25 protein-coding genes are annotated in these 22,429 nt (G+C 63.5%); 13 read left to right on the plus strand and 12 right to left on the minus strand.

The window, feature by feature from the left end:
• From HP547_RS12210 to yjiA, 3 genes are all read left to right on the plus strand, one after another.
• Nucleotides 1–1,666: carbon starvation CstA family protein (locus tag HP547_RS12210; protein ID WP_172286405.1), on the plus strand; the 1,666-nt coding region annotated here is incomplete at its 5' end.
• A gap of 17 nt (nucleotides 1,667–1,683) precedes the next feature.
• A complete protein-coding gene (locus HP547_RS12215) occupies nucleotides 1,684–1,881 on the plus strand; it encodes a YbdD/YjiX family protein (RefSeq protein WP_016713459.1) in 198 nt (65 codons plus the stop codon).
• Between the two features lie 185 nt (nucleotides 1,882–2,066).
• On the plus strand, nucleotides 2,067–3,044 hold the full coding sequence (gene yjiA, locus HP547_RS12220) for a GTPase (protein ID WP_172224022.1): 978 nt from the start codon (nucleotides 2,067–2,069) through the stop codon (nucleotides 3,042–3,044).
• Here yjiA and HP547_RS12225 read toward each other — a convergent pair.
• Complete coding sequence (locus HP547_RS12225) at nucleotides 3,004–4,491, minus strand: methylenetetrahydrofolate reductase C-terminal domain-containing protein (protein WP_172286406.1); 1,488 nt, start codon at nucleotides 4,489–4,491, stop codon at nucleotides 3,004–3,006. The two genes, yjiA and HP547_RS12225, sit on opposite strands and share 41 nt — an antisense overlap.
• A gap of 227 nt (nucleotides 4,492–4,718) precedes the next feature.
• Here HP547_RS12225 and HP547_RS12230 point away from each other — a divergent pair, with 227 nt between their 5' ends.
• Nucleotides 4,719–5,543: a 5-methyltetrahydropteroyltriglutamate--homocysteine methyltransferase gene (locus HP547_RS12230; protein WP_172224031.1), complete on the plus strand. Its 825-nt coding sequence runs from the start codon at nucleotides 4,719–4,721 to the stop codon at nucleotides 5,541–5,543.
• Between the two features lie 62 nt (nucleotides 5,544–5,605).
• Here the strand turns inward: HP547_RS12230 and HP547_RS12235 are convergent, their stop codons facing one another.
• Nucleotides 5,606–6,784, minus strand: a complete 1,179-nt coding sequence (locus HP547_RS12235) for an acetyl-CoA C-acetyltransferase (protein WP_172286407.1) — start codon at nucleotides 6,782–6,784, stop codon at nucleotides 5,606–5,608.
• 176 nt (nucleotides 6,785–6,960) lie between these two features.
• Here HP547_RS12235 and HP547_RS12240 point away from each other — a divergent pair, with 176 nt between their 5' ends.
• Together HP547_RS12240 and HP547_RS12245 are read left to right on the plus strand one after the other, a co-directional pair.
• Nucleotides 6,961–7,227, plus strand: a complete 267-nt coding sequence (locus HP547_RS12240; protein WP_172232661.1) for a PepSY domain-containing protein — start codon at nucleotides 6,961–6,963, stop codon at nucleotides 7,225–7,227.
• Nucleotides 7,224–7,757, plus strand: a complete 534-nt coding sequence (locus HP547_RS12245; RefSeq protein WP_172286408.1) for a cytochrome b/b6 domain-containing protein — start codon at nucleotides 7,224–7,226, stop codon at nucleotides 7,755–7,757. The genes HP547_RS12240 and HP547_RS12245 overlap by 4 nt, the downstream gene beginning before the upstream one ends.
• A gap of 5 nt (nucleotides 7,758–7,762) precedes the next feature.
• Here the strand turns inward: HP547_RS12245 and HP547_RS12250 are convergent, their stop codons facing one another.
• The 4 genes from HP547_RS12250 to HP547_RS12265 are packed head-to-tail and all read right to left on the minus strand — an operon-like array spanning nucleotide 7,763 to nucleotide 11,894.
• Nucleotides 7,763–8,872 (minus strand): agmatine/peptidylarginine deiminase, encoded by a 1,110-nt coding sequence (locus HP547_RS12250; RefSeq protein WP_172286409.1) that lies wholly within the window; start codon nucleotides 8,870–8,872, stop codon nucleotides 7,763–7,765.
• Nucleotides 8,873–8,875: 3 nt separating this feature from the next.
• A complete protein-coding gene (locus HP547_RS12255) occupies nucleotides 8,876–9,961 on the minus strand; it encodes an extracellular solute-binding protein (RefSeq protein ID WP_172286410.1) in 1,086 nt (361 codons plus the stop codon).
• A gap of 2 nt (nucleotides 9,962–9,963) precedes the next feature.
• Entirely contained in the window at nucleotides 9,964–10,857 is an 894-nt protein-coding gene (gene aguB / locus HP547_RS12260) for an N-carbamoylputrescine amidase (RefSeq protein ID WP_172286411.1), read from the minus strand.
• Entirely contained in the window at nucleotides 10,854–11,894 is a 1,041-nt protein-coding gene (locus tag HP547_RS12265; protein WP_172286412.1) for an agmatine/peptidylarginine deiminase, read from the minus strand. Before HP547_RS12265 ends, aguB begins: the two co-directional genes overlap by 4 nt.
• A 135-nt stretch (nucleotides 11,895–12,029) precedes the next feature.
• Here HP547_RS12265 and HP547_RS12270 point away from each other — a divergent pair, with 135 nt between their 5' ends.
• From HP547_RS12270 to HP547_RS12280, 3 genes are all read left to right on the plus strand, one after another.
• The gene (locus HP547_RS12270; protein WP_172228466.1) at nucleotides 12,030–12,878 is read left to right on the plus strand and encodes a LysR substrate-binding domain-containing protein; all 849 of its coding nucleotides are present in this window, start codon (nucleotides 12,030–12,032) and stop codon (nucleotides 12,876–12,878) included.
• Between the two features lie 255 nt (nucleotides 12,879–13,133).
• Nucleotides 13,134–14,345, plus strand: coding sequence for an enoyl-ACP reductase FabV (gene fabV, locus HP547_RS12275; RefSeq protein WP_172228468.1), 1,212 nt, complete (start codon nucleotides 13,134–13,136; stop codon nucleotides 14,343–14,345).
• A gap of 131 nt (nucleotides 14,346–14,476) precedes the next feature.
• Nucleotides 14,477–15,385: an alpha/beta fold hydrolase gene (locus HP547_RS12280; protein WP_172228470.1), complete on the plus strand. Its 909-nt coding sequence runs from the start codon at nucleotides 14,477–14,479 to the stop codon at nucleotides 15,383–15,385.
• Nucleotides 15,386–15,556: 171 nt separating this feature from the next.
• On the opposite strand, the gene HP547_RS12285 is transcribed toward HP547_RS12280, so the two are convergent.
• The 3 genes from HP547_RS12285 to folM are packed head-to-tail and all read right to left on the minus strand — an operon-like array spanning nucleotide 15,557 to nucleotide 16,935.
• On the minus strand, nucleotides 15,557–15,898 hold the full coding sequence (locus HP547_RS12285; protein ID WP_172286413.1) for a HopJ type III effector protein: 342 nt from the start codon (nucleotides 15,896–15,898) through the stop codon (nucleotides 15,557–15,559).
• Entirely contained in the window at nucleotides 15,891–16,187 is a 297-nt protein-coding gene (locus HP547_RS12290) for a DUF1244 domain-containing protein (RefSeq protein WP_172228474.1), read from the minus strand. The genes HP547_RS12285 and HP547_RS12290 overlap by 8 nt, the downstream gene beginning before the upstream one ends.
• 10 nt (nucleotides 16,188–16,197) lie before the next feature.
• Complete coding sequence (gene folM, locus HP547_RS12295; RefSeq protein ID WP_172228476.1) at nucleotides 16,198–16,935, minus strand: dihydromonapterin reductase; 738 nt, start codon at nucleotides 16,933–16,935, stop codon at nucleotides 16,198–16,200.
• A gap of 131 nt (nucleotides 16,936–17,066) precedes the next feature.
• Here folM and HP547_RS12300 point away from each other — a divergent pair, with 131 nt between their 5' ends.
• The gene (locus tag HP547_RS12300) at nucleotides 17,067–18,002 is read left to right on the plus strand and encodes a MerR family transcriptional regulator (RefSeq protein ID WP_172286414.1); all 936 of its coding nucleotides are present in this window, start codon (nucleotides 17,067–17,069) and stop codon (nucleotides 18,000–18,002) included.
• On the opposite strand, the gene HP547_RS12305 is transcribed toward HP547_RS12300, so the two are convergent.
• Nucleotides 17,987–18,604: a hypothetical protein gene (locus HP547_RS12305; RefSeq protein ID WP_172286415.1), complete on the minus strand. Its 618-nt coding sequence runs from the start codon at nucleotides 18,602–18,604 to the stop codon at nucleotides 17,987–17,989. The genes HP547_RS12300 and HP547_RS12305 overlap by 16 nt on opposite strands.
• A 59-nt stretch (nucleotides 18,605–18,663) precedes the next feature.
• Nucleotides 18,664–19,092 carry a PAS domain S-box protein gene (locus HP547_RS12310; RefSeq protein ID WP_172228482.1) on the minus strand — a complete coding sequence of 143 codons (429 nt, stop codon included), beginning with the start codon at nucleotides 19,090–19,092 and terminating at the stop codon, nucleotides 18,664–18,666.
• Nucleotides 19,093–19,217: 125 nt separating this feature from the next.
• Here HP547_RS12310 and HP547_RS12315 point away from each other — a divergent pair, with 125 nt between their 5' ends.
• The 3 genes from HP547_RS12315 to HP547_RS12325 all read left to right on the plus strand — a co-directional run bounded on the left by HP547_RS12315 (nucleotide 19,218) and on the right by HP547_RS12325 (nucleotide 21,813).
• The gene (locus HP547_RS12315; RefSeq protein ID WP_172228484.1) at nucleotides 19,218–19,673 is read left to right on the plus strand and encodes a flavodoxin; all 456 of its coding nucleotides are present in this window, start codon (nucleotides 19,218–19,220) and stop codon (nucleotides 19,671–19,673) included.
• A gap of 205 nt (nucleotides 19,674–19,878) precedes the next feature.
• Nucleotides 19,879–20,784 (plus strand): alpha/beta fold hydrolase, encoded by a 906-nt coding sequence (locus tag HP547_RS12320; protein ID WP_172228486.1) that lies wholly within the window; start codon nucleotides 19,879–19,881, stop codon nucleotides 20,782–20,784.
• A 114-nt stretch (nucleotides 20,785–20,898) separates the two neighbouring features.
• Nucleotides 20,899–21,813 (plus strand): SDR family oxidoreductase, encoded by a 915-nt coding sequence (locus HP547_RS12325; RefSeq protein ID WP_172286416.1) that lies wholly within the window; start codon nucleotides 20,899–20,901, stop codon nucleotides 21,811–21,813.
• A gap of 240 nt (nucleotides 21,814–22,053) precedes the next feature.
• Here HP547_RS12325 and HP547_RS12330 read toward each other — a convergent pair.
• Nucleotides 22,054–22,429, minus strand: a 376-nt coding sequence (locus HP547_RS12330) for an IclR family transcriptional regulator C-terminal domain-containing protein (protein ID WP_306140265.1), incomplete at its 5' end; no start/stop codon positions are given.

The following is a 22,429-nucleotide window of genomic DNA, read 5'->3' on the forward strand; positions in this document are numbered from 1 at the left end:
GGACTTCATGGTCCTGTTCCTGTCTACCCGCCGCAATGGCCGCTCGCTGGGCGACATGGTGCGCGAGGAGATGGGCCGCATTCCCGGCACCATCGCCTTGTTCGGCTGCTTCCTGATCATGATCATCATCCTCGCGGTGCTGGCGCTGATCGTGGTCAAGGCCCTGGCCGAAAGCCCGTGGGGCATGTTCACGGTGATGGCGACCATCCCGATCGCGATGTTCATGGGCATCTACATGCGCTACATCCGCCCGGGCCGCATCGGCGAAATCTCGGTTATCGGTGTTGTCCTGCTGCTGACCTCGATCTGGCTGGGGGGCCAGATTGCCGCGGATCCGACCTGGGGCCCGGCGTTCACCTTCACCGGGGTGCAGATCACCTGGATGCTGGTGGGTTACGGTTTCGTCGCCGCTGTGCTGCCGGTCTGGCTGGTGCTGGCACCGCGTGACTACCTGTCGACCTTCCTCAAGATCGGCACCATCGTCGGCCTGGCCATCGGTATCCTGATCATCGCGCCCGAGCTGAAAATGCCGGCGCTGACCCAGTTCACCGACGGCACCGGCCCGGTGTGGAAGGGCACCTTGTTCCCGTTCCTGTTCATCACCATCGCTTGCGGTGCGGTGTCCGGTTTCCACGCGCTGATCTCCTCGGGCACCACGCCCAAGCTGCTGGATAACGAAACCAACGCCCGCTACATCGGCTACGGCGGCATGTTGATGGAGTCGTTCGTCGCCATCATGGCCATGGTCGCCGCCTCGGTGATCGAGCCGGGTGTGTACTTCGCCATGAACAGCCCGGCTGCAGTGGTCGGTGCCGATGTCGTGTCGGTGGCGCAGACGGTCAGCAGCTGGGGCTTCCTGATCACGCCGGAGCAACTGGAGGCGGTTGCCCGCGATATCGGCGAGCACACCGTGCTGGCTCGCGCCGGCGGTGCGCCGACCCTGGCGGTGGGTATCGCGCAAATCCTGCACCAGGTGCTGCCGGGTGAAAACACCATGGCCTTCTGGTACCACTTCGCGATCCTGTTCGAGGCGCTGTTCATCCTTACCGCAGTAGACGCCGGGACCCGTGCCGGGCGCTTCATGCTGCAGGACCTGCTGGGCAGCTTCGTACCTGCACTCAAGCGCACCGAATCGTGGGGGGCAAACCTGCTCGCCACTGCTGGCTGCGTGGCCATGTGGGGCTACCTGTTGTATCAAGGGGTGATCGACCCGTTGGGCGGCATCAATACCCTGTGGCCGCTGTTCGGTATCTCCAACCAGATGCTGGCGGGTATCGCCTTGATGCTCGGCACCGTTGTGCTGATCAAGATGAAGCGTCAACGCTACATCTGGGTCACACTGCTGCCGGCCGTCTGGCTGCTGATCTGCACCACCGCCGCAGGCCTGATCAAGCTGTTCGACCCGAACCCGGCAGTTGGTTTCCTGGCCCTGGCCAACAAGTACAGCACCGCGCTGGATGCCGGGCAGGTGCTGGCCCCGGCCAAGGACATCGGCCAGATGCAACACGTGATTTTCAACGCCTACACCAACGCTGGCCTCACCATCCTGTTCTTGCTGGTGGTCTTCAGCATCCTGTTCTTCGCCCTCAAGGTTGGCTACGCCGCCTGGGGTCGCAAGGAGCGTACCGACAAGGAAACGCCGTTCCAGGCGTTGCCTGACGCGTAATCGAGAGGACTGCAGTTATGTTCAACGACCTGGGTCGACTGGGTAAATACCTGGGGCAGGCAGCCCGCCTGATGGTCGGCATGCCCGACTACGACAACTACGTCGAGCACATGCAGAAGACGCACCCGGACAAGCCGGTCATGACGTACGAGGAATTTTTCCGCGAACGTCAGGAAGCGCGATACGGTGGCAAGTCCGGGCCCAAGTGCTGCTGAACCTGGGGGCTGGCGCGGTCCTGTAGGAGCGGCCTTGTGTCGCGAAAGGGCCGCGGAGCGGCCCCAGGTTTCCAGCTTTGCAGCAAATATCGCCGGGGCCGCTTTGCGGCCCTTTCGCGACACAAGGCCGCTCCTACAGGGATCGCGCCACCTTCCAAATTCCCACTGCACAGGAGATGTTCTGCGTGCAGACGCCTATTCCCGTAACCGTACTCACCGGCTTCCTGGGTGCCGGCAAGACCACCCTGCTCAAGCACATGCTCAAGGCCGAGCACGGCCTGAAGATCGCGGTGATCGAAAACGAATTCAGCGAGGCCGGCATCGACAGCCAGCTGCTGGGCGACGAGCCGGTGCAGGTGATGACCCTGGCCAACGGCTGCGTCTGCTGCAGCATCCATGGCGACTTGACCCGCGCCTTGTACCTGCTGCTCGAACGCCTGGACGCCGGCGAAATCGCCTTCGACCGCCTGGTGATCGAATGCACCGGCCTGGCCGACCCGGCGCCGGTGGCACAGACTTTTTTCATTGATGAGGAACTGCGTGAGCGCTATATCCTCGACGGTATCATCACCCTGGTCGATGCCGCTCATGCCGAGGTGCACCTGACCCAGGCCATTGCCCAGGCCCAGGTCGGCTTTGCCGATCGCTTGCTGCTTAGCAAGACCGACCTGGTCGAGCCCGCTGCGGTCGAAGCTCTGAGCGAGCGCCTGGTGCGTATCAATGGCAGGGCCGCTATTCGCACCGTCGACCACGGCCGCGTCGACCTGGCCGAGCTGCTGGATGTGCGGGGTTTCAACCTCAACCCCGACCTGGGCGCGAACCTGAAACCCACGTTACGCCCAGTACTCAAGCCTGCCACCCCGGACCGCATCTCTACCCTGGTGCTGCGCACAGAAACCGCGCTGGATATCGACCGCCTCAGCGCGTTCATGAACGAGCTGCTGGAAACCCACGGCAAACAGCTGTTGCGCTACAAAGGCGTGCTGAATATTGCCGGCGAAGACCGCAAGCTGGTGTTCCAGGGGGTGCTCAAGCTCTACGGCTTCGACTGGGACGCCGAATGGGCCGAAGGGGAAACACGCGAAAGCGTCATGGTATTCATTGCCGACGAACTGCCCGAAGCTATGATTCGGGCTGGGTTCGAGGCGTTGGCTGCGGGCTGATCCGGCGCGGCGTCTGCGCTGCGAACCACTGCGGCCATGAGCTGCGGTGGCGGGTTTGGACCTCGATGCACGGGATCAGGCGCTCGGTCAGTACGGCGGTTTGCCGCACCGCCTTGGCAGTGCGGTACTTGATGCTGTGTATGCACTCGCGGTCGCCGAACTCGCAGCGGTTCAGCGCGGTCCCCCCGCAGGGGCCGTTGGCCAGGCCCTTGGGGCAGGATTCCGGACAGATATACAAGGTATCTTCCAGGCGGCAGGTGCCGCAGGTGTCACAACCCAGCAGCGGGCGCTTCACGCTGCGCTCCACACTGTGCAGCACTTGTGCGCCCAGGCGCGTTGCCCATAGTGGCTGGCTCACCGCCCAACCAAAAGCCTTGCTCAAGGCGTTGCCGCGGCTGAACAGCAGTGAATGCATGCCATGCATGAGGTGATAGCGCGCTTTCTCCTTGAATGAGGCATCGATCCGCGACTCGCCCGCGCGCCATGCGGCCTGCGGCGGATGGAAACTGACTGCCGGCAGACCGGGCAGCTGCCAGCTTTCGTGCCAGGCGGGTGCCCACTGCTCCAGCGTGTGGACCTGCGTTTGCCAATGCTCGATGCGGGCCTCCAGGGCCAGCAATTGCTTGAGCTCATGAATTCCCGACAAGTGCACCCCGGCGTAGCCCATCAGCTTCACACCGATGATCTGCAAGGCCAGGCGGTCGACGCTGCGCGCCTGGGTAAACGCCTTGGACTGTGCCGCTTCGGCTTCGAGCATGTCATGCATGGACGGCGACACGGTCACGCCCGCCACGTGGTCGAGCATGGCCGCACGCCCATGGGTCAGGCTCATCAGGCAGGCGAGCATTGGCTTGGGCGAGGCCTGGCGGTTCATCCAGTGCATGGCTTCCTGATGCTTGTCGGCATCGAAGCCCAGTTGCAGGGTGAGAAAGTCGGCACCCGCCGCCAGTTTTTTCTCGGCCTTGAAATACTGGGCGCCGCCTTCTTCTTCGCAGTACTTGAACGGGTTGAGCGCGGCGCCAAGCAACCAGTGTGGGCAAGCCTGACGGGCGATCTGCAGTGCGGCGACCGACTCCAGATAGCGTACCGGCCGCTGGCCTGGCTGGTGGCCGGGCAGGCGGTCGCCCGTGAGCAGCAACAGCTGGTCAAGGCCGGCAGCGTCCATGCGTTGCAATTGCGCGAGCAGGTGCTGGCGCTCGCGGTCCTTGCCGGAAAAGTGCGGCAGCACCGGCAGTGGCTTGCTGAACGAGGCGTGGGCGTCGAGCGGCGACATGTCCAGCGGGCTGCCGACACGGTCGCCAATGGCCACGGTCATCGGCCAGCCGCACAGGTGCGCACGGGCCATGATCGCCTCCATGGCGGCGAAGCGTTCTGCGGAAGGCTTGGGGACGAACTCCATGACGCAGACGAAGTGTTGTTCGCGCAGCGCGGTTTTCAGCAGGCTCATGGGGCCGGGCACCTGGTTTGGTCAGGGTGGCATTGTGCGGCAGAAGACGGGTCAGGTCATGTCCGGATGCGCAGGGTGGTGCTCTGAATGAGACACACAGGCCCGTACCGGTCGTGAAACATGATCATGAGAAATTCTTGAGTTCATCTCAAATTTAATGAGTTTGTTTCAAAAGGCCATCCGCCGGAAAATTCTCTTATTCATTTATGCAGGCTAAGGGACAACACATGGCACTGGCACACAACCTGGGCTTTCCACATATCGAAGGTGACCTCGAGCTGCGTGCGCGCCACTGGCAGATGCAGAAAGACGCCGGCATCGAGCTGCTGTCACTCGGCAACACGGCATGGGGCGATCACGCGCTGGCCACTGGGGATCAGCCGTTTGCCGTGAACTGGGAGCATCTCTTCGAAGAAGTGGAGCAAGCCAAGGCGCTTGGTCATACGGTCAAGCCGGTGCTGATCGGCCCTTTGACCTACCTGTGGCTGGGCAAGACCCACGGCGGCGACTGCGACAAGCTGGAGCTGCTCGATCGCCTGCTGCCAGTGTATGACCAGGCCCTCAACCGCCTGGCTGCCCTGGGCGTCGAATGGGTGCAGATCGATGAGCCGATCCTCGCCCAGGCGCTGCCACAGGACTGGAAAAACGCCTACGAGCGCGTCTACAACATTCTTCAGCGCGCTCCGCTGAAAAAGCTGATCGCCACTTACTCCGGTGGCCTGGATGGCAACCTCGGCCTGGCCGCCAACCTGCCGGTCGATGGCCTGCATATCGACCTGGTCCAGGCCCCTGAGCAGTACCCGACCATCCTTGATCGCCTGCCGACCTACAAGGTGTTGTCGCTGGGCCTGATCGACGGCGCCGATGCCGCACCTTGCGACCGGCAAACGACCCTGAACCTGCTGCGTGATGCTCACGAGCGCCTGGGTGAGCGGCTGTGGCTGGCGCCCTCCTGCTCGCTGCTGCGCAGCCCGGTGGAGTTGGCCGTGCAGAAATGCCAGCAAGTGGCGGCGCTGGCGGCGGAGCTGCAGCAGAACCGCATCGCGGCTTGATCATGGGTGGCCAGGGCAGGCTACGTAAAACCCTTGGAATGCCGGCTCAAATCAATCCGGGATCAACGCTCGATCGCCAGAGCCACCCCTTGGCCACCGCCAATGCACAGGGTAGCCAGGCCTTTCCTGGCATCGCGCTTGATCATCTCGTGCAGCAAGGTCACCAGTACCCGGCACCCGGACGCCCCAATCGGGTGGCCGAGGGCAATCGCCCCGCCATTCACGTTGACCCGCGAAGCATCCCACTCCAGTGCCTTGCCCACGGCCAGCGCTTGCGCGGCAAAGGCTTCGTTGGCTTCGATCAGGTCCAGATCGGCCAACTGCCAGCCGGCTTTGTCCAGGCAGCGCTGGGTGGCCGAAACCGGGCCGATACCCATGATCGCCGGGTCTACACCGGCGCTTGCATACGCCGCCACCCTGGCCAGCACCGGCAAGCCCAACGCCTTGGCTTTGCTGGCACTCATCAGCAGCACGGCGGCGGCGCCGTCATTCAGGCTGGAAGCATTGCCTGCGGTGACGCTGCCATCCTTCTTGAACGCCGGGCGCAGTTTGCCCAGGGATTCGGCGGTGGTGTCCGTGCGAGGTTGTTCGTCACGGGCAAACACCTTTGGGTCGCCCTTTTTCTGCGGTAGCACGATTGGGGTGATTTCGTCATCGAAACGGCCAGCCTCGATAGCCGCCACCGCTTTGCGCTGCGATTCGGCGGCGAAGGCATCCTGCTGTTCACGGCTGAGGCCGTACTTGGCCACCAGGTTTTCGGCGGTGATGCCCATGTGGTAGTCGTTGAACGCATCCCACAGGCCATCGGTGATCATGCTGTCGATCAGCTGGCCATGGCCCATGCGCTGACCGGTACGGGCCGAGGGCATCACGTAAGGGGCCAGGCTCATGTTCTCCTGGCCACCGGCAATCACCACCTCGGCGTCACCGCAACGGATGGCCTGGGCCGCCAGGTGCAGGGCCTTGAGGCCCGAGCCGCAGACCTTGTTAAGGGTCAGGGCCGGCACGCTGAAGGGCATGCCGGCCTTGATCGCGGCCTGGCGTGCAGGGTTCTGCCCGGCGCCGGCGGTGAGCACCTGGCCGAGGATCACTTCGTCGACCTGTGCCGGGTCCAGCCCGGTCTGCTCCAGCAGGCGCCTGATCACGGCGGCGCCGAGGTCTACCGCAGGCACAGTGGCCAGGGCGCCCTGGAAGCTGCCGATGGCGGTACGGGTTGCGGCGACGATGACCACGTCGTTCATGTTGTTGTTCTCCGTGCGATGGGCGTAATGCTCCAAGCATCGGCGGCTTTGGCTTATTTGTTAAGTTTGTTTTTCTTTGCGATTGATGTGAAAAACAAATGAATGGGCGCAATATGGCCACCCCATCTACGCTAATGGATGTGCTGTTTCAACCCAACTGAATGGAGCATATGCCCATGCGCATACTGATCGCTCTGACCCTCCTGATCGGCAGCAGCACAGCATTCGCCGCCACCCAGTGCACCACCGCTGAAAAGAGCACCTGGCAAGACCAGGGCAAGTTTCAGCAGCAGCTCAAGGAGCAGGGTTACAAGATCAACAAGTTCAAGGTCACCAAAGGCAACTGCTACGAGATCTATGGTTTCGACAAGGATGGCCGCAAGGTCGAGATCTACCATGATCCGGTGAGCGGCAAGGCAGTGAAGACCGAGTACCACGATTGAACAGCGCTGGCACGGTGCAGCTGTGGGACCCGCTCCTGCGGCTGTGCCACCTGTCGATCGCGGCCGTGTTCTTTGCCAACTACTTTTTCAACGAAGAGGGCGACGACTGGCATCAGTGGCTGGGCTACTACGCGTTGGCCTGTGTGCTCCTGCGCCTGGTCTGGGGTTTCGTCGGGCCGCGCAGTGCGCGCTGGGTCGATTTCTGGCCTACCCCGGCGCGGTTGGCATGGCATGCCCGGGCGCTGCTGCGTGGGGAGCCTTGCCACCGCCTGGGGCATTCGCCGATCGGCGCACTGGTGATGCTGCTGATGCTGGCCGGCATTGCCGGGCTTGGCCTGACCGGCTGGGCATCGCAGGAGGTGGATGTGCTGTGGGGCGCCGACTGGCCCAACGATGTACACAGCTGGCTGGCCAACGCCGTGCTGGCGCTGGTCTGCGTGCATGTGTCGGCGGCCATCTACGAGAGCGTGCGTCTGCGCGAGAACCTGCCGTTGTCGATGATCACCGGGCGCCGACGGCACCGCGATTGACTGTGCTAGACAGCCGGGCATTGATGGGTAACACAGTGAATCCCGCCACCCCCGGCAGCAATGGCATCAATGTCCAGCTGTACGATATCCCGCCCCGGATACAACGCCGCCAGCAGCGCCCGTGCTTTCTCATCCGCCGGCGCATCGCCAAACTGCGGCGCAATGACAGCGCCGTTGATCACGAAATAATTGATGTACCCCGCCGCAAAGTCATCATTGCCTTTGCTGAACCTGTTGCGTCGACCGCGCTGCGGCGGCGACACCACGTGTACCTGCAGTTTGCGACCTTCGGCATCGGTAGCCCGTTGCAGAATCGCCAGGTGCTTGCGCGTCACGGCGTAGTCATATGAATCCGGATCGTTGTCCACGTTGGCAATCACTATCCCTGGCCGTACGAAGCGGGCATAAAAATCCACATGTCCATCGGTGATGTCTTGCCCGGCGATGCCCGGCAACCAGATGACTTTGCTCAGGCCCAGGCGCGCCTTGAGCTCGGCCTCGACCTCGGCCTTGCTCCAGCCTGGGTTACGGTTGGCATTGACCCAGCTGCTCTCGGTCATGATGCCGGTCCCGTGCCCATCCACTTCAATGGCGCCACCTTCACCCACCAGTTCGCTGCGCTGGTAGCGAGCGCCAGCCAGGGTGGCAACGCGCTTGGCCAGTCGGGCATCGTTGCGGTGGCGCTGCTTGTTGCCCCAGCCGTTGAAGTTGAAATCCACCGCCGCCAGGGCGCCGTCATCATCGACGACGAAGTTGGCGCCGCTATCGCGCATCCATATGTCATCCAGCTCGCACTCGACAAAGCTTGTGCGGTGGCTGGCGCAGTGCTGCTCGGCCAGCTTGCGTTGGCTGGCCCGGCAGAACACCGTCACCGGCTGATAGCGGGCGATGGCTTGGGCAATCCGACCGAGGGTGGCTTGCACGTCGGCGGTGAAGTCCTCCCAGATGGCATCCTGGGCACCAAAGGCGATGAAGGCTCGCTGCTGTGGCTCGCCTTCGTCCGGCATGAACCAGCGCCCCGGTTGTTCAGCGCGGGCCAGGGCCAGCGGCAGGCCAAGGCCGGCGCCAAGGCCGGCAGCCAGCGACAGTTGCAGTACGGTTCTACGGGTTGGCATGGCTCAGTCCTGTGCAGTCTTGAAGCGCGTCCACACGCGCATGCGTGCACGCATGTCGGCCTGTGGGATATCGCGGCCCGGGATCAGCCGGGCATAGGTGGCTTGGTCGAGGTAGATGTCGGGGTTGTCACGCATCCGCGGGTCCACGGCCTGGCGCGCCTTGGCGCTGGCGGTGGGGTAGCCGGTGAAATTGCTGATGGCAGCCATGTTTGCCGGGCGCATGACGAAGTTGATGAAACGATAGGCGTATTCCGGGTGCCTGGCATCGGCAGGGATCGCCATGGTATCCATCCATACCGTGGTGCCCTGGCGGGGCACGCGGTACTGGAAGTCGAGGTGCTTGCCGGCGCCCTCGGCGGTGCGCTGCGCCTGGATCACATCGCCGCTGTAGCCCAGCGACAGGCACAGGTTCTCGTTGACCAGTTCGGTCACCGGTTGCGACTGGAGCTTGCGCACGTACGGGCGGATGGCCTTGAGCAGTTCGCTGGCGGCAGCCAGGTCCTCACGCTTGGCACTGCGTGGCTCGCGGCCCAGGTAGTTGAGGACCACGGCCAGCACCTCGTCGGGCGAGTCGATCACCGAGATGCCGCAATCGGCGAACTTGGCAGCCAGCTCGGGCTTGAACAGCAGGTCGAGGTTGTCCAGCGGCGCATCGGGCATGCGCTCGCGTACTTTGTCGGCATTCACCGTCAGGCCGATGGTGCCCCAGGTGTAAGGGACGGTGGCCTGGCTGGCCTTGGGGTACTGGGCATGCAGTTTGCGCAGGCCGGGCTCGATGTCGTCCAGCGCTTCCAGGCGGCTGTGGTCCAGCGGCTGCAGGCTGCCGGCGCGCATCAGGCGCTCGGCCACGGTATCACCGGGGAACACCAGGTCGTAGCCGCTGCGCCCCGACATCAGCTTGGCTTCGAGCACCTCGCTGCCGTCCATGACGTCGTAGATCACCTGAATACCGGTTTCGGCTGTGAACTGCTTGAGGGTGTCCTCGGCAAAATAGTCTGCCCAGTTGTACAGGCGCAGCACGGGCTGCTCGGCCTGGGCCTGGCTGGTGCAGGCGACCAGCGCCAATGCGGCTAGAACGTGGCGTTTCATGCTCAGGCCCTCAGGGTGTGTGGGTGCGTGCCATCCAGGGTCAGCAGCGGGGCGTACATTTCTGGGCGGCGATCACGGTAGATGCCCCAGCTCAGGCGGTCCTCGCGCATGCGCTGCAGGTCCAGGTCGTGCAGCCAGATGCCACTGCTGTCGCGGTCGGCCTCGGCAAGCATGGCGCCCTTGTGGTCGCAGATGAACGACGAGCCATAAAAGCGCATGGCCAGCGATGTGTCGCTGGCTGCGACTTCCTCGCCAACGCGGTTGGCCGCGACCACCGGTAGCAGGTTGGCGGCGGCGTGGCCGCGCATGGCCACCTGCCAATGGTCGCGTGAGTCCAGTTCGGCGCAGCCGGGCTCGGAGCCGATGGCGGTGGGGAACAGCAGCACTTCGGCGCCCATCAGTGCCAGGCAGCGGGCCGTCTCGGGAAACCACTGGTCCCAGCAGATCCCAATGCCCAGGCGGCCGAAGGCGGTGTCCCAGACTTTGAAGCCGGTGTCACCGGGGCTGAAGTACTCCTTTTCCTGGTAGCCGATGGCATTGGGGATGTGGGTCTTGCGGTAAACGCCGAGCAGGCGACCGTCAGCGTCGGCCACGCTCAGCGAGTTGAAGAAGGCATTGCCGGCGCACTCGTACCAGCTCAGCGGCAGTACCACGCCCAGCTCGCCGGCCAGCGCCGCGAAGCGCTGCAGGATCGGGCTGTCGGGGTAAGGCTGCGCCAGGGCCTGGTGCTGGTGGTTTTCGATGCAGAAGTACGGGGTGGCGAACAGCTCTTGCAGCAGGATCACCTGGGCACCTTTGGCGGCGGCCTGGCGTACCAGTTGCTCGGCGCGCTCGAGGTTGTCGGGCAGGTTCCAGCTGCATGGCATTTGCGTGGTGGCCACGCGCAACAGGCTCATGGCTGCACCTGCGGCTGTTGCTGGGTGATGCAATGGATGCCACCACCGCCGTGGGCGATGTGGTCGATACGCACGGGCACGATCTCGCGGCCAGGGAAGGCGTGGGCCAGTTGCGCAGCGGCCTCCTGGTCGGCGGCGATACCGTAGGCGGGCATGATGATCGCGCCATTGGCGATGTAGAAGTTGGTGTAGGAGGCACAGAACACCTCGGCGCCCGGATCGACAGCATCGCTGGCCTCGTACAGGTCGAGCAGTTCGAAATGGCGGCCCCGGGCATCGGTGGCGAGCTCAAGGGCGCGGCGGTTTTCGCGCACCACTTCGGCGTACACCGAATGCGCGTCATGGGTAGCGTCGACCAGCAACACGCCTGGGCGGGCGAATGCGCAGACGCCGTCGACATGGCCGTCGGTCATGTCGCCGGTGACGTATTGCGGGTCACCCGGCAGCCAGATGGTCTTGCTGATACCCAGGTACCGGGCGAAGCAGGCCTCGAACTCAGCCTTGCTCACGCCTGGGTTGCGGTTGGGGTTGAGCAGCACCGACTCGGTGGTGATCAGCGTGCCTTCGCCATCAACATGAATTGCACCGCCCTCGTTGCACAGCGGCGTGCTGAAGCCGTCCAGACCCAGCTGGTCAAGGATGCGCCGACCCAGGCTGCGGTCATGGCCATGTTGCGACTTGCCGCCCCAGGCATTGAAACGCCAGCTCAGCCCGGCCAGGCCATGCTGCGGGTGCCAGATGAAGCTTGGGCCGCTGTCACGGCACCAGCTGTCGTCCACGACCAGTTCGATCAGTTCGATATTGGCGCTGCACAGGGCACGCGCGCTTTCCAGGGCCGATGGGTCGACCACCATTTTTACCGGTTCGAAGCGGGCGATGGCGGCTGCGACCCGTGCATAGTCACGCTGGACGTCGGCCAGGGTCACCCGCCAACCGGCTTCCCACAGCCCTCGGTTGTGCGGCCAGACCATCCAGGTTGCAGCGTGGCGGGTCCATTCGGCGGACATGCGCCAGCCGCTGTCGGGGGACAGGTGCATAGTGAACTCCAATCTATTAAGGATTTTTATCAACGAAGCCCGCCGTCGCGGGTGTTGATGTCCATGCTATGGCTAGGATTGCTTGGCGACAAACGATAGATTTAGCGCATATCTGATCAGCAGGGCTTATCAATAATGCTTAAACACTGGCCACCCCTGAATGCCCTGCGCGGTTTCGAGGCCGCAGCGCGGCTGGGCAGTTTTCACAAGGCTGCCGAGGCGCTGAACCTGACCCAGTCGGCCATCAGTCAGCAGATCCGCAGCCTGGAAACCTACCTTGAGCAGCCGTTGTTCCATCGCAGCGGGCGTAGCGTGAGCCTGACCGATGCCGGGCACGACCTGCTCAGCACCACGCAGTCGTTGTTGCAGCACCTGGCCGTGGGCATTCGCCGGCTGGACCAGTACCGCAAGCCCAACCAGCTGGTCGTCAATACCAGCCCGGCGTTTGCCAGGCACTGGCTGCTGCCGCGCCTGGCCGACTTTCACCAGCGTTGCCCGCAGGTCGACCTGTGGCTGTTCACCAGTTTCGAGGTGCCGGACATGGCCACCGAGACCATCGACCTGGCCATCCGCGACGACCTCAGTGCCCAGGCCGAATGCAGCTTCAGCGTGTTGCACCAGGACCTGCTGTACCCGGCCTGTCACCCTTCGCTGCTGGCGGCAAGCGCGCGCACCACCTTGCACGGCGAGCGGGAAATGGACTGGAGCCACTGGCAGCTGGAAGGCGGGGAGGATGTGGGGCAGCAGGGCAAGGGGCTGAATTTCTCCGACCCCGGGCTGTTGCTGGATGCCGCCAGCGAAGGGTTGGGGGTGGCTCTGGTCAGCCAGCTGCTGGCGCGGCGGGCGGTGGAGGAGGGGCGGTTGCAGGCGTTGTCGGTGCAGCGGGTGCGCGGGCCGGCGTGGGCCTGCCTGGTGCACCGGGATAGTCAGGATGACCTGTTGGCCAGGCAGTTTCTGGATTGGTTGAGGGGGGCTTTGGCCTAAGCGTGAGTTTGCCTGCACGGGCCCCATCGCCGGCAAGCCAGCTCCCACAAGTACCCAGCGGTGCTGAAGGTCTGCGCCGTCTTTGTGGGAGCTGGCTTGCCGGCGATGGGGCCGGTGCAGGTAAACCACTGTTTTGCATCCCTCGGATCACCCCGTAATATGTGTCGGATAACCTGCGGGGGTAGTCTCACCCTCTGATCAATCGGAATCGCCCAAGGTGGCGCTTCCCTGCATAAACCTGACGAGGTACAGACATTGGCCATCATTCATCCTAAGGTTCGCGGTTTCATCTGCACCACGACTCACCCGAAGGGCTGCGAGCTCAACGTCCGTGACCAGATCGAAGCCACCCGCAAGCTGGGCGTGCGCGAGGATGGCCCGAAGAAGGTCCTGGTCATCGGTGCTTCCAGCGGCTACGGCCTGGCAGCCCGCATCACCGCAGCCTTCGGCTTCAAGGCCGACACCCTGGGCGTGTTCTTCGAAAAGCCAGGCACCGAGACCAAGGCCGGCACCGCTGGCTGGTACAACTCCGCCGCCTTCGACAAGTTTGCCAAGGCCGAAGGCCTGTACAGCAAATCGATCAACGGTGACGCGTTCTCCGACGAAGCCCGTGCCAAGGTCATCGAGCTGATCAAGAACGAAATGGGCGGCAAGGTCGACCTGGTCATCTACTCGCTGGCCTCGCCAGTGCGCAAGCTGCCGCAGAGCGGTGAAGTGATCCGCTCCGCGCTCAAGCCGATCGGCCAGCCGTACAAGTCGACCGCCATCGACACCAACAAGGACACCATCATCGAGGCCAGCATCGAGCCGGCCACCGAACAGGAAATTGCCGACACCGTTACCGTCATGGGCGGCCAGGACTGGCAGCTGTGGATCGACGCCCTGGCCGGCGCCGACGTGCTGGCCGAAGGTGCCCGTACCGTGGCCTTCAGCTACATCGGCAGTGACATCACCTGGCCGATCTACTGGCACGGTGCGCTGGGCCAGGCCAAGCAGGACCTGGACGACACCGCCCTGCGCCTGAACCAGAAGCTGGCCGGCGAAGTGAAAGGCGGTGCCAACGTGGCCGTACTGAAGTCTGTGGTCACCCAGGCCAGCTCGGCCATTCCGGTGATGCCGCTGTACCTGTCGATGGTGTTCAAGATCATGCAGGAGAAAGGTGTTCACGAAGGCACCCAGGACCAACTGGACCGCATGTATCGCGACCGTCTGTATCGCGCCGATGGTGCGCCGGCCGAAGTCGACGAAAAGGGCCGCCTGCGTCTGGACGACTGGGAGCTGCGCGACGACGTACAGAACGACTGCAAGGCCCTGTGGCCGCAGGTGACAACCGAGAACCTGTTCCAGCTGACCGACTATGCCGGCTACAAGAAGCAGTTCCTCAACCTGTTCGGCTTCGAGCGCGCTGACGTCAACTACGACGAAGACGTGGCCACCGATGTGAAGTTCGACTGCATCGAGCTGTAATCCTTTCAGCCTGTACCGGCAAACAATCCCATGTGGGAGCGGGTTCATCGAGGCGTCGAACCGCCGCGAAATGGCCGGTACAGGCTGTATGATTTTTGCTAGTTTTGGCGCACAACAACAGGGAATGCGCCATGAGTAGCCACACCCAACCCGCCACCCCGTTTCGCCAGGCCACAGCCGACGGCTATAACCTCGGCGGGTTCCGCTGGCGCCACGCCAAGCCTGACCCCCAGCGCCCGCTGGTGATCATCAACGCTGCCACTTCGGTACGCTGCCGCTATTACTCCCGTTTTGCCGACTACCTGTTCGCCCAGGGCTGCGATGTGCTGACCTACGATTACCGTGGCATCGGTGAATCCCGCCCAGCTTCGTTGCGTGGCTTTCAGGCGACCTGGAGCGACTGGGGCCAGCTGGATTTCGAAGCCATGCTGGCGCATGCAGCCGCCCATTTCCCCGGCCAGCCGGTGGACGTGGTTGGGCACAGTTTCGGTGGTTGTGCGGTGGGCCTGGCGCCGTCGGCGGGGCAGATACGGCGGGTGGTGATGGTGGGGGCGCAGTTCGCCTACTGGCGCGATTACGCAGCGGGCCAGCGCTGGCAGCTGTTGGGCAAGTGGCATGTGGTGATGCCGCTGCTGACCCGGGTGTTCGGCTATTTTCCCGGCAAACGCCTGGGTTGGCTGGAGGATACGCCGTCCGGCGTGGTGCAGGACTGGACCACCCGTACCCCGCGCTATGAGCAACGCCCCAGCGGGCGTGGCCTGGCTGCGCTACCGTTCGCCCAGGTGCGGGCGGCGACGCTGGCTATCAGCTTGACTGATGACCCGTTCGGCACGGTGGCGGCGACCGAGCGGTTGCTGGGCTATCTGCAGCATGCCGAACGCCGGCACCTGCGCATCGCCCCTGTGGATATCTCAGTGAAGGACATCGGCCATTTCGCGTTTTTCCATGACCGGTTTCGCGAAAGTTTGTGGCCGGTGGCGTTGCAGTGGTTGCAGGCTGGAGGGTTGGAAGGTGGGGTGCCAGGAAGGATCATGAGCTGATGCTGCTGGCTCTGGCCTCATCGCCGGCAAGCCAGCTTCCACAGGGCTTGCCTCAGCCTGAGGTCAGTGAGATGCCCATTGGAGCTCTGTGTTGCCCAACATAGACTGGCTGGCGCGATTCCTGTGGGAGCTGGCTTGCCGGCGATGGGCTGCAAAGCAGCCCCGGCAATCTCAAGCCTTGCGCGACAGCGGCTGCGCTGCAAACTTGACGCCCGCCAGCCCATGCGTGATCAGCGCACGGATATTTCCATGGTCGCTACCCTCAGGCGTGGCCAGCACATCACGGTAATGCTCGCCAAAGGCCAACAGCGCTTCCTGGTCGCTCAGGCCTTCCAGCACGGCCAGGCCCAGGGTCTTGCACGACCCTTCGTTTTGCCCTGCAGCGTTCTCCACGCCGCCATTGTTGAAGGCCTGCGGCTGGTAACTGTAGTGCTCGGCAATGAATGCCAGGGTGTCGGCAAACACGTGTTGGCCGCCGGCCAGGCTGGCGCGCAGGGAGTTCAGATCAGTCACGAGGTTTTCCTTTTTCAAACGCCGCGTGTTGCTCGGCGCTGGCTTCTTTCTGGTGTTGGGCTTTCCACTCGGCGTAAGGCATGCCGTACACCGCTTCGCGGGCGTCATCCAGGCTCAGGTCGAGCTGACGCTCGTCAGCCGCGGCCTTGTACCACTTGGACAGGCAGTTACGGCAGAAACCGGACAGGTTCATCAGGTCGATGTTCTGCACGTCGGTGCGTTTCTGCAGGTGTTCGACCAGGCGCCGGAACGCGGCGGCCTCGAGTTCGAGCTGTTGTTGTGGGGTCATGGGGTTTCTCTCAGGTCATGCGGTTCTTCAGGTGGCGGCCACCGTTGATGACCACCTGGCTGCCGGTGCTGTACTGGCTGGCGAGCAGGTACTTGACCGTCTCGATCAGCGGGCCGGCACCGGGTTCGAACTGCAGCAGGGCCTTGTTCAGGGTCTGCTGGCGGTAGGCTTCGTCACCCCCTTCCTTGAGGATCAGCAGCCCGGGCAGGATACCGTTCACATGCACCTTGGGCGCATATTTTTCGGCGAACGACAGCACCATGTTCTGCAGCGCGGCCTTGGTCGCGGCGTAGCCAATGTGGCTTTTGCTGCCGCGCGAAGAAGTCTCGTCGCAGATATGGATGATATCGGCCTTGTCCACCTTGGTCAGCAGCTCGCCCAGGGCCAGGTTGAGGTGGTAGGGCGCTTCGACGTGCAGGCGGAACATGGTCTCGAGGTTGTCCAGGCCGTCATCGAGCCACAGCGAGGCGTTGTGGATGATGGCGCGCAGGCCGTCGTAATGGTTGTGCAGGTGGTCGATCAGCGCCAGGCGGTCGGCCGCCTGGCACAGGTCGGCCTGGAACTGCACGATGTTCGGATGCGCTGCTGCTGGCTGGGTGCTGCGGCTGGCACTGACCACCGTATGGCCGGCCTGGGCCAGTTCAAGGGCCAGGGCCAGCCCGACGCGCTGGCTGGCTCCGGTTACGAGAATGGGGCTGTTCATGTTCGGGCTGGTCAACTTGTCTGTCCGTTGGTTGCTGCCCAGCATACCCGAACTGTTTGGCGCATGGGTGGCCTGCCCTCGGCGGCTCGGTTCAGCAGGCTGATGGCTGTGTCCTGTGGCCGTTGCTGTCGTAGTAGACTAGTTGTTCAACTTACCCACCCAGGGTGCCCGAGCAGATGAACGAACAGGGACGTGATCCGCTGATCGAGATGGCCATGGAGCAGCAGGAGCTGTTTCCGATCCGTGAAGTTTCTCGCCTGACAGGCGTCAACGCTGTGACCCTGCGCGCGTGGGAGCGCCGCTATGGCCTGATTCAACCAACCCGTACCGACAGTGGTCACCGTCTGTACTCCCAAGCCGATATCGACGACATCCGCCGTATTCTTGGCTGGCTGGAGCGCGGTGTGGCGGTGAGCAAAGTGGGCAGTATCCTCGCCCGCGGCCATGCCCTGGCCGGGCAGGCAGGCCGTGCGACAGACACTTGGCTGCACTGGCAGCACCAGGCTCGCCAGGCGGTGCAACGTTTCGATCAGGCGCGCCTGCACCGCCTGTTCGATGAGGTGTTCGCCGCGAGTACGCTGGATCAGGTGTTTGCCGAGGTGTTCATGCCGGTATGGCAAGACCTGGTGGTCGACCAGCGCGGCTACGGGCAGGCCAGCGAGTGGCTGTTCCTCGACCAGTTCCTGCGTTGCCGGGTGTTTGCCCGCCTGCAGCTTGCCCATGTGCCGCGCAGCCGCACGGTGCTGCTGGCACCTTTGCCGGGTCAATGCCACGAACTGGAATTGCTGGTGACCAGCCTGACCCTGGGCTGCGAAGAAATTGGTGTGGCGCCGCTCGCGAGCGGGCAGCCGCTGCAGGAGCTGGCGCTGGTATGCGAACGCCTGAAACCGGACGCCTTGGTGCTGTTTTCCCATCAGTCACCCACAAGCGAAATCACCCGGCGCCTGACGCGCCTGGCGGCGGTGCTGGAGTGCCCGTTGTTACTGGCCGGTGAAGCGGCGGAAGCGGCACAGGACAGCTTGGCGGGCAGCCCGGTCGCCTGCCTGGGTGCGCAAAGTAGCGTGATGCGTCAGCGTTTGCGGCAGTTCCTGGCCGGTCAGCTCGATACCTGATTGTGCAGTTCGGGGTGTGCCCGGCGATGGGCCTGGAGAATATAGTCGCGCAGGCGCTCGATTTCTTCGGCTGGGCCTTGGCTGAGGTCGTAGGCCGCCAGGTCCGGGCCAATACGTCGGCCCAAAGTGCCGTGCAGTTCGATAGGAGGGATGTCGCCCGGGGCGAAGCGCAGTTCGAAACGGGCGGGTGCCGTTGGCAGGTCACGCACTTCCAGCAGCACACCTTTGAACGAAATATCACGCACCCACAGGCCGCTTGCCTGGTCATGGGCATCGAGCAGCGCGCTCGGCTGGTCCATCGACAGGCGCCAAGGGCGCATCATGGGGCCGTCTTCGTAGATTTCCGGTGAGCCCAGTTGCAGGTGCAGCGCGTGGAACTCGTCCTCCACCAGTTGCAGTGGGAAACTGATCTGCTGGTTGTTGAACTGGGCCTGCAAGGTCACCTGCTCGTTGGCCACCAGGCGGGTGAGCAAGCTCTGGATTTTGCGGTCGCCATTGACCAGCAGGCTCGACATGGAGTCGGCCAGGTTCAACTGCGGCGAATGCTGCATGTTCTGAATGAAGTCCAGCTCGTCCTGGGTCAGGAGCGGGTCTGCTTGCATGATCGAACTCGGTGGTGGCGATTTCTTCAACTGGGTTGACCGTGAATGGGGCGTTTGGTTCAGACACGCTCGTCGGATTGTAGACGAGCGCGCAGCTCCGCCAGTTCCCGTTCCAGCTCGATCTGCCGGCTGACGTCTTTCTGAATGCCGATGAAGTAGGTTCGCTGGTCGGCGTCATTGCGCACCGGGGTGATCGACAGCTCATTCCAGAAGGCGCTGCCGTCCTTGCGATAATTGCGCAGCACCTCGCGGCAGGGGCGGCCTTCGGCCAGGGCCTTGCGGATACGCGCACGGCCAAGCTGATCGCGGTCGTCGGCCTGCAGGAAACGGCAATCCTGATAGAGGATCTCGTCACGGCTGTAGCCGGTCAGGCGTTCAAACGCGGCGTTCACGTAGATGAGGATGGTGTCGTCGCCTTCCTGTTCGGCGACCACGATACCGTCATTGGACGCATTGACCATGGATTGCAGCAACTGCGCGTTGATCATGTTCTGGCCCTGAGCAATGAGGGTGCGAAGAAGGGCGGAGATGGCGACTTTGGTAGAGGCGGCCTTTTGCCATTGCTGGATGCTAGTATCCTACGTTTTCACTCAGTTTCGGAATCCTCTACCCGATGAAAGTCGCCATTATTTCCGGATCGGTCTATGGCACCGCCGAAGAAGTCGCCCGCCATGCCGAATCGCTGCTCAAGGCTGCGGGCCTGGAGGCCTGGCATGCTGCGCGTGCCACCCTGCAGGACCTTGAGGGGTTTGCCCCGCAAGCCTTGCTGGCCGTGACCTCGACCACCGGCATGGGTGAATTGCCGGATAACCTCATGCCGTTGTACAGCAGCATTCGTGACACCCTGCCTGCGGCCTGGCGTGGTTTGCCGGGCGCGGTGATCGCGCTGGGCGATTCCAGCTATGGCGATACCTATTGCGGTGGCGGTGAGCAGATGCGCGAGCTGTTTGCCGAGTTGGGCGTGAACGAAGTGCAACCCATGCTGCGCCTGGATGCCAGCGAGACGGTCACCCCGGAGACCGATGCCGAGCCTTGGCTGGCTGAGCTTGCTCAAGCGTTGCAGGCCTGATTCGAAGCTTCACGCGCATGCTGCGGTGACCGTTCGTGCCACTGACTCGCCAAGTCATCAAGCTGGCTGGCAACGCAAGTTCCAGCCCGCGGGCTGCTGGCTAGACTCAGCCTCGACATAGAGAGCACATGTAAGTGCCGAGGTGACATGCAATGACCGCAGCCTTGCCCTATTCCGTCAACACCACTTCACCGGGACCGCTCTGATGCCCATGGCCGAGATTCCATTGTGCGTCTGGCGTACCCGGGGACAGAGTTTCATCTTCCGGGGCCAGAGCATCCGCTACTGGACCGCGGGGCAAGGAGAGCCCCTGCTGCTTCTACACGGCTTCCCCACCGCCAGCTGGGACTGGCACTACCTGTGGGGGCCCTTGACCCAACGCTTCCGGGTTATCGCCTGTGACATGCTCGGCTTTGGCGATTCGGCCAAACCGGTCGATCATACCTACAGCCTGATCGAGCAGGCAGACTTGCAGCAGGCCCTGCTCGGTCACCTGCAGGTCGACCAGCCTGTGCATCTGCTGGCCCACGACTACGGCGGCAGCGTGGCTCAGGAGCTGCTGGCGCGCCACCATGAACAGCGCGCCGACGTAGCCAGTTGCGTGTTTCTCAATAGCGGGTTGTTCCCCGAAAGTTGCCGCACGCTGCTGATTCAGAAGCTGCTGCTCAGCCGGTTTGGCTGGCTGGTAGGGCGCTCGTTCGGGCGTGACGACCTGGTGCGCAACGTGACCCAGATCTACGGCCCGTGCACTCACCCCAGTGAAAGTGCGCTGGATGATTTCTGGAGCCTGATCGTCGCCAACCGGGGCACGCGCATCCTGCACAAGCTGGTGGGGTACATGTCCGAGCGCAGTGTGTACCGCGAACGCTGGGTCGGGGCGATGCAGCGCACGAGCGTGCCACTGCGCTTGATCAATGGCGTGGTCGACCCGCTGTCCGGCGCGCACATGCTCGAGCGTTACCAGCAACTGGTGCCGCAGCCGGACACCGTGCAGTTGCAGGGCATCGGCCATTACCCGCACACCGAAGCGCCAGTACAGGTGCTGCGCCACTACCTGGCCTTTCGGGAACAGGCGCCTGGCTGCTTCCAGCAGAAGGTGGCCTGGTCCTGACCCGGCCTCATCGCCCTGGGTTATTGCCGGGCATTCAGCCTGGGTGAGCTTGATTGCCCCCCTGTCGCTGGCGGCGGACACTCGGCTGACCTGAACCAGCCTGGAGCCGTGCGCATGAGCGAGCCTGTCCATCTGCAAGATCGCGTGGTGATCGTCACCGGGGCCGGTGGCGGCCTGGGCCGTGCCCATGCGCTGTTGTTCGCCGCGCGCGGCGCCAGGGTTGTGGTCAACGACCTCGGTGGCTCCACCCACGGGGAAGGTGCCAGCGCTTCTGCCGCTGACCGGGTGGTGGAGCAGATCCGCGCCGCCGGTGGCAGCGCCATCGCCAACCATGACTCGGTCAGCCACGGCGCACGCATTGTCGAGCAGGCCCTGGACAGCTTCGGCCGTGTCGATGTGCTGGTGAACAATGCCGGCATCCTGCGGGACAGGACGTTCCACAAGATGGACGACAGTGACTGGGAGCAGGTCTACCAGGTGCATGTCGAAGGCGCCTTCAAGGTCACCCGCGCTGCCTGGCCACACCTGCGCGAGCAGAACTGGGGACGAGTGATCTTCACTGCGTCCACCTCCGGCATATACGGCAACTTCGGCCAGGCCAACTACGGCATGGCCAAGCTGGGGCTGTACGGGCTCACCCGCACCCTGGCGATCGAAGGGCGCAAGCACGGGATCCTGGTAAACGCCATCGCCCCCACCGGTGGCACGCGCATGACCGAAGGGCTGATCCCGCCGCAGATATTCGAGCGGCTCAAGCCGGAGCTGGTAAGCCCGCTGGTGGTGTACCTGGGTAGCGAGCAGTGCCAGGGTACGGGTGAACTGTTCGAGGTCGGTGGCGGGTGGGTGGGGAAGGTCCGGTGGGAGCGCAGCCTGGGCGTGGGCTTTGACCCGCGCGAAGGGTTTACCCCGGAGCAGGTGGCGGAGCAGTGGGCACAGATCGGTGATTTTGCAGGGGCGGTGCACCCGCAGGACAGTTTGCAGGCGCTGCAGCAGATGATGGATAACCTGCAGAAGTATCTGTTGGGCTGAAATTTGTACTGCCTGTTTTCAAGGCAAATAAAAAAGGCCGCTGCAAACCGCAGCGGCCAATCGAGACGTCAGATCAAGGAGCTTCAAAATCTACGTCGGTGAACCTCGCAGGCCTGAAGGGCGGGGGGGGAGAAGCCCTTCATGCCGGCCAGTGAGTTAAGAATAAGCGGTTGATCCTGTGGGAAAAATAGCCGCTTATGACATTCACCTTTACGTATCGGGCAATAGTGACGCTGGCGCTCAGGCGGCGGGTGAGTAGCCCATGCGCCAGCTGGTTTCACGCGCTGCCGCCAGCAGCCGTTGCGCCGCCGGGCCATGCTCGTCGGCATGGAATATCGACGTCGGCCCGACCACCGTCATCACCGCAGCGATCTGCCCCATGGCATTGAATACCGGGGCCGAGAGGGCATCGACACCTGGCATCAGCAGGCCATGCACATGGTGCAGGCCACGCGCGCGAATGCCTGCCAGCACCGGCTGGTAGTCATCGGCGCCATGCTGCAGGGCGGCCAGCTCGCGGTCACGTAGCTCCACGGTTTCACGCTCGGGCAGGTAAGCGGCGAACACCAGCCCGGTCGATGATGTGAGCAGCGGCAGCACCGAGCCCATCTGCGTC

The organism is Pseudomonas sp. CM27, assembly GCF_013179515.1.
Lineage (GTDB): Bacteria > Pseudomonadota > Gammaproteobacteria > Pseudomonadales > Pseudomonadaceae > Aquipseudomonas.

Bases quoted from the DNA above. Each gene is read 5' to 3' on its own strand.
- HP547_RS12265 (WP_172286412.1), bottom strand. From the start codon at position 11,894: ATGCACCTGTCCCCCGACAGCGGCTGGCGCATGTCCGCCGAATGGACC.
- HP547_RS12305 (WP_172286415.1), bottom strand. From the start codon at position 18,604: ATGCAAGCAGACCCGCTCCTGACCCAGGACGAGCTGGACTTCATTCAG.
- HP547_RS12310 (WP_172228482.1), bottom strand. From the start codon at position 19,092: ATGATCAACGCGCAGTTGCTGCAATCCATGGTCAATGCGTCCAATGAC.
- HP547_RS12280 (WP_172228470.1), top strand. From the start codon at position 14,477: ATGAGTAGCCACACCCAACCCGCCACCCCGTTTCGCCAGGCCACAGCC.
- HP547_RS12270 (WP_172228466.1), top strand. From the start codon at position 12,030: ATGCTTAAACACTGGCCACCCCTGAATGCCCTGCGCGGTTTCGAGGCC.
- HP547_RS12325 (WP_172286416.1), top strand. From the start codon at position 20,899: ATGAGCGAGCCTGTCCATCTGCAAGATCGCGTGGTGATCGTCACCGGG.
- HP547_RS12250 (WP_172286409.1), bottom strand. From the start codon at position 8,872: ATGCCAACCCGTAGAACCGTACTGCAACTGTCGCTGGCTGCCGGCCTT.
- HP547_RS12315 (WP_172228484.1), top strand. From the start codon at position 19,218: ATGAAAGTCGCCATTATTTCCGGATCGGTCTATGGCACCGCCGAAGAA.
- HP547_RS12230 (WP_172224031.1), top strand. From the start codon at position 4,719: ATGGCACTGGCACACAACCTGGGCTTTCCACATATCGAAGGTGACCTC.
- HP547_RS12225 (WP_172286406.1), bottom strand. From the start codon at position 4,491: ATGAGCCTGCTGAAAACCGCGCTGCGCGAACAACACTTCGTCTGCGTC.
- folM (WP_172228476.1), bottom strand. From the start codon at position 16,935: ATGCTGGGCAGCAACCAACGGACAGACAAGTTGACCAGCCCGAACATG.
- aguB (WP_172286411.1), bottom strand. From the start codon at position 10,857: ATGAGCCTGTTGCGCGTGGCCACCACGCAAATGCCATGCAGCTGGAAC.
- HP547_RS12290 (WP_172228474.1), bottom strand. From the start codon at position 16,187: ATGACCCCACAACAACAGCTCGAACTCGAGGCCGCCGCGTTCCGGCGC.
- HP547_RS12300 (WP_172286414.1), top strand. From the start codon at position 17,067: ATGAACGAACAGGGACGTGATCCGCTGATCGAGATGGCCATGGAGCAG.
- HP547_RS12235 (WP_172286407.1), bottom strand. From the start codon at position 6,784: ATGAACGACGTGGTCATCGTCGCCGCAACCCGTACCGCCATCGGCAGC.
- HP547_RS12320 (WP_172228486.1), top strand. From the start codon at position 19,879: ATGCCCATGGCCGAGATTCCATTGTGCGTCTGGCGTACCCGGGGACAG.
- HP547_RS12240 (WP_172232661.1), top strand. From the start codon at position 6,961: ATGCGCATACTGATCGCTCTGACCCTCCTGATCGGCAGCAGCACAGCA.
- HP547_RS12255 (WP_172286410.1), bottom strand. From the start codon at position 9,961: ATGAAACGCCACGTTCTAGCCGCATTGGCGCTGGTCGCCTGCACCAGC.
- HP547_RS12215 (WP_016713459.1), top strand. From the start codon at position 1,684: ATGTTCAACGACCTGGGTCGACTGGGTAAATACCTGGGGCAGGCAGCC.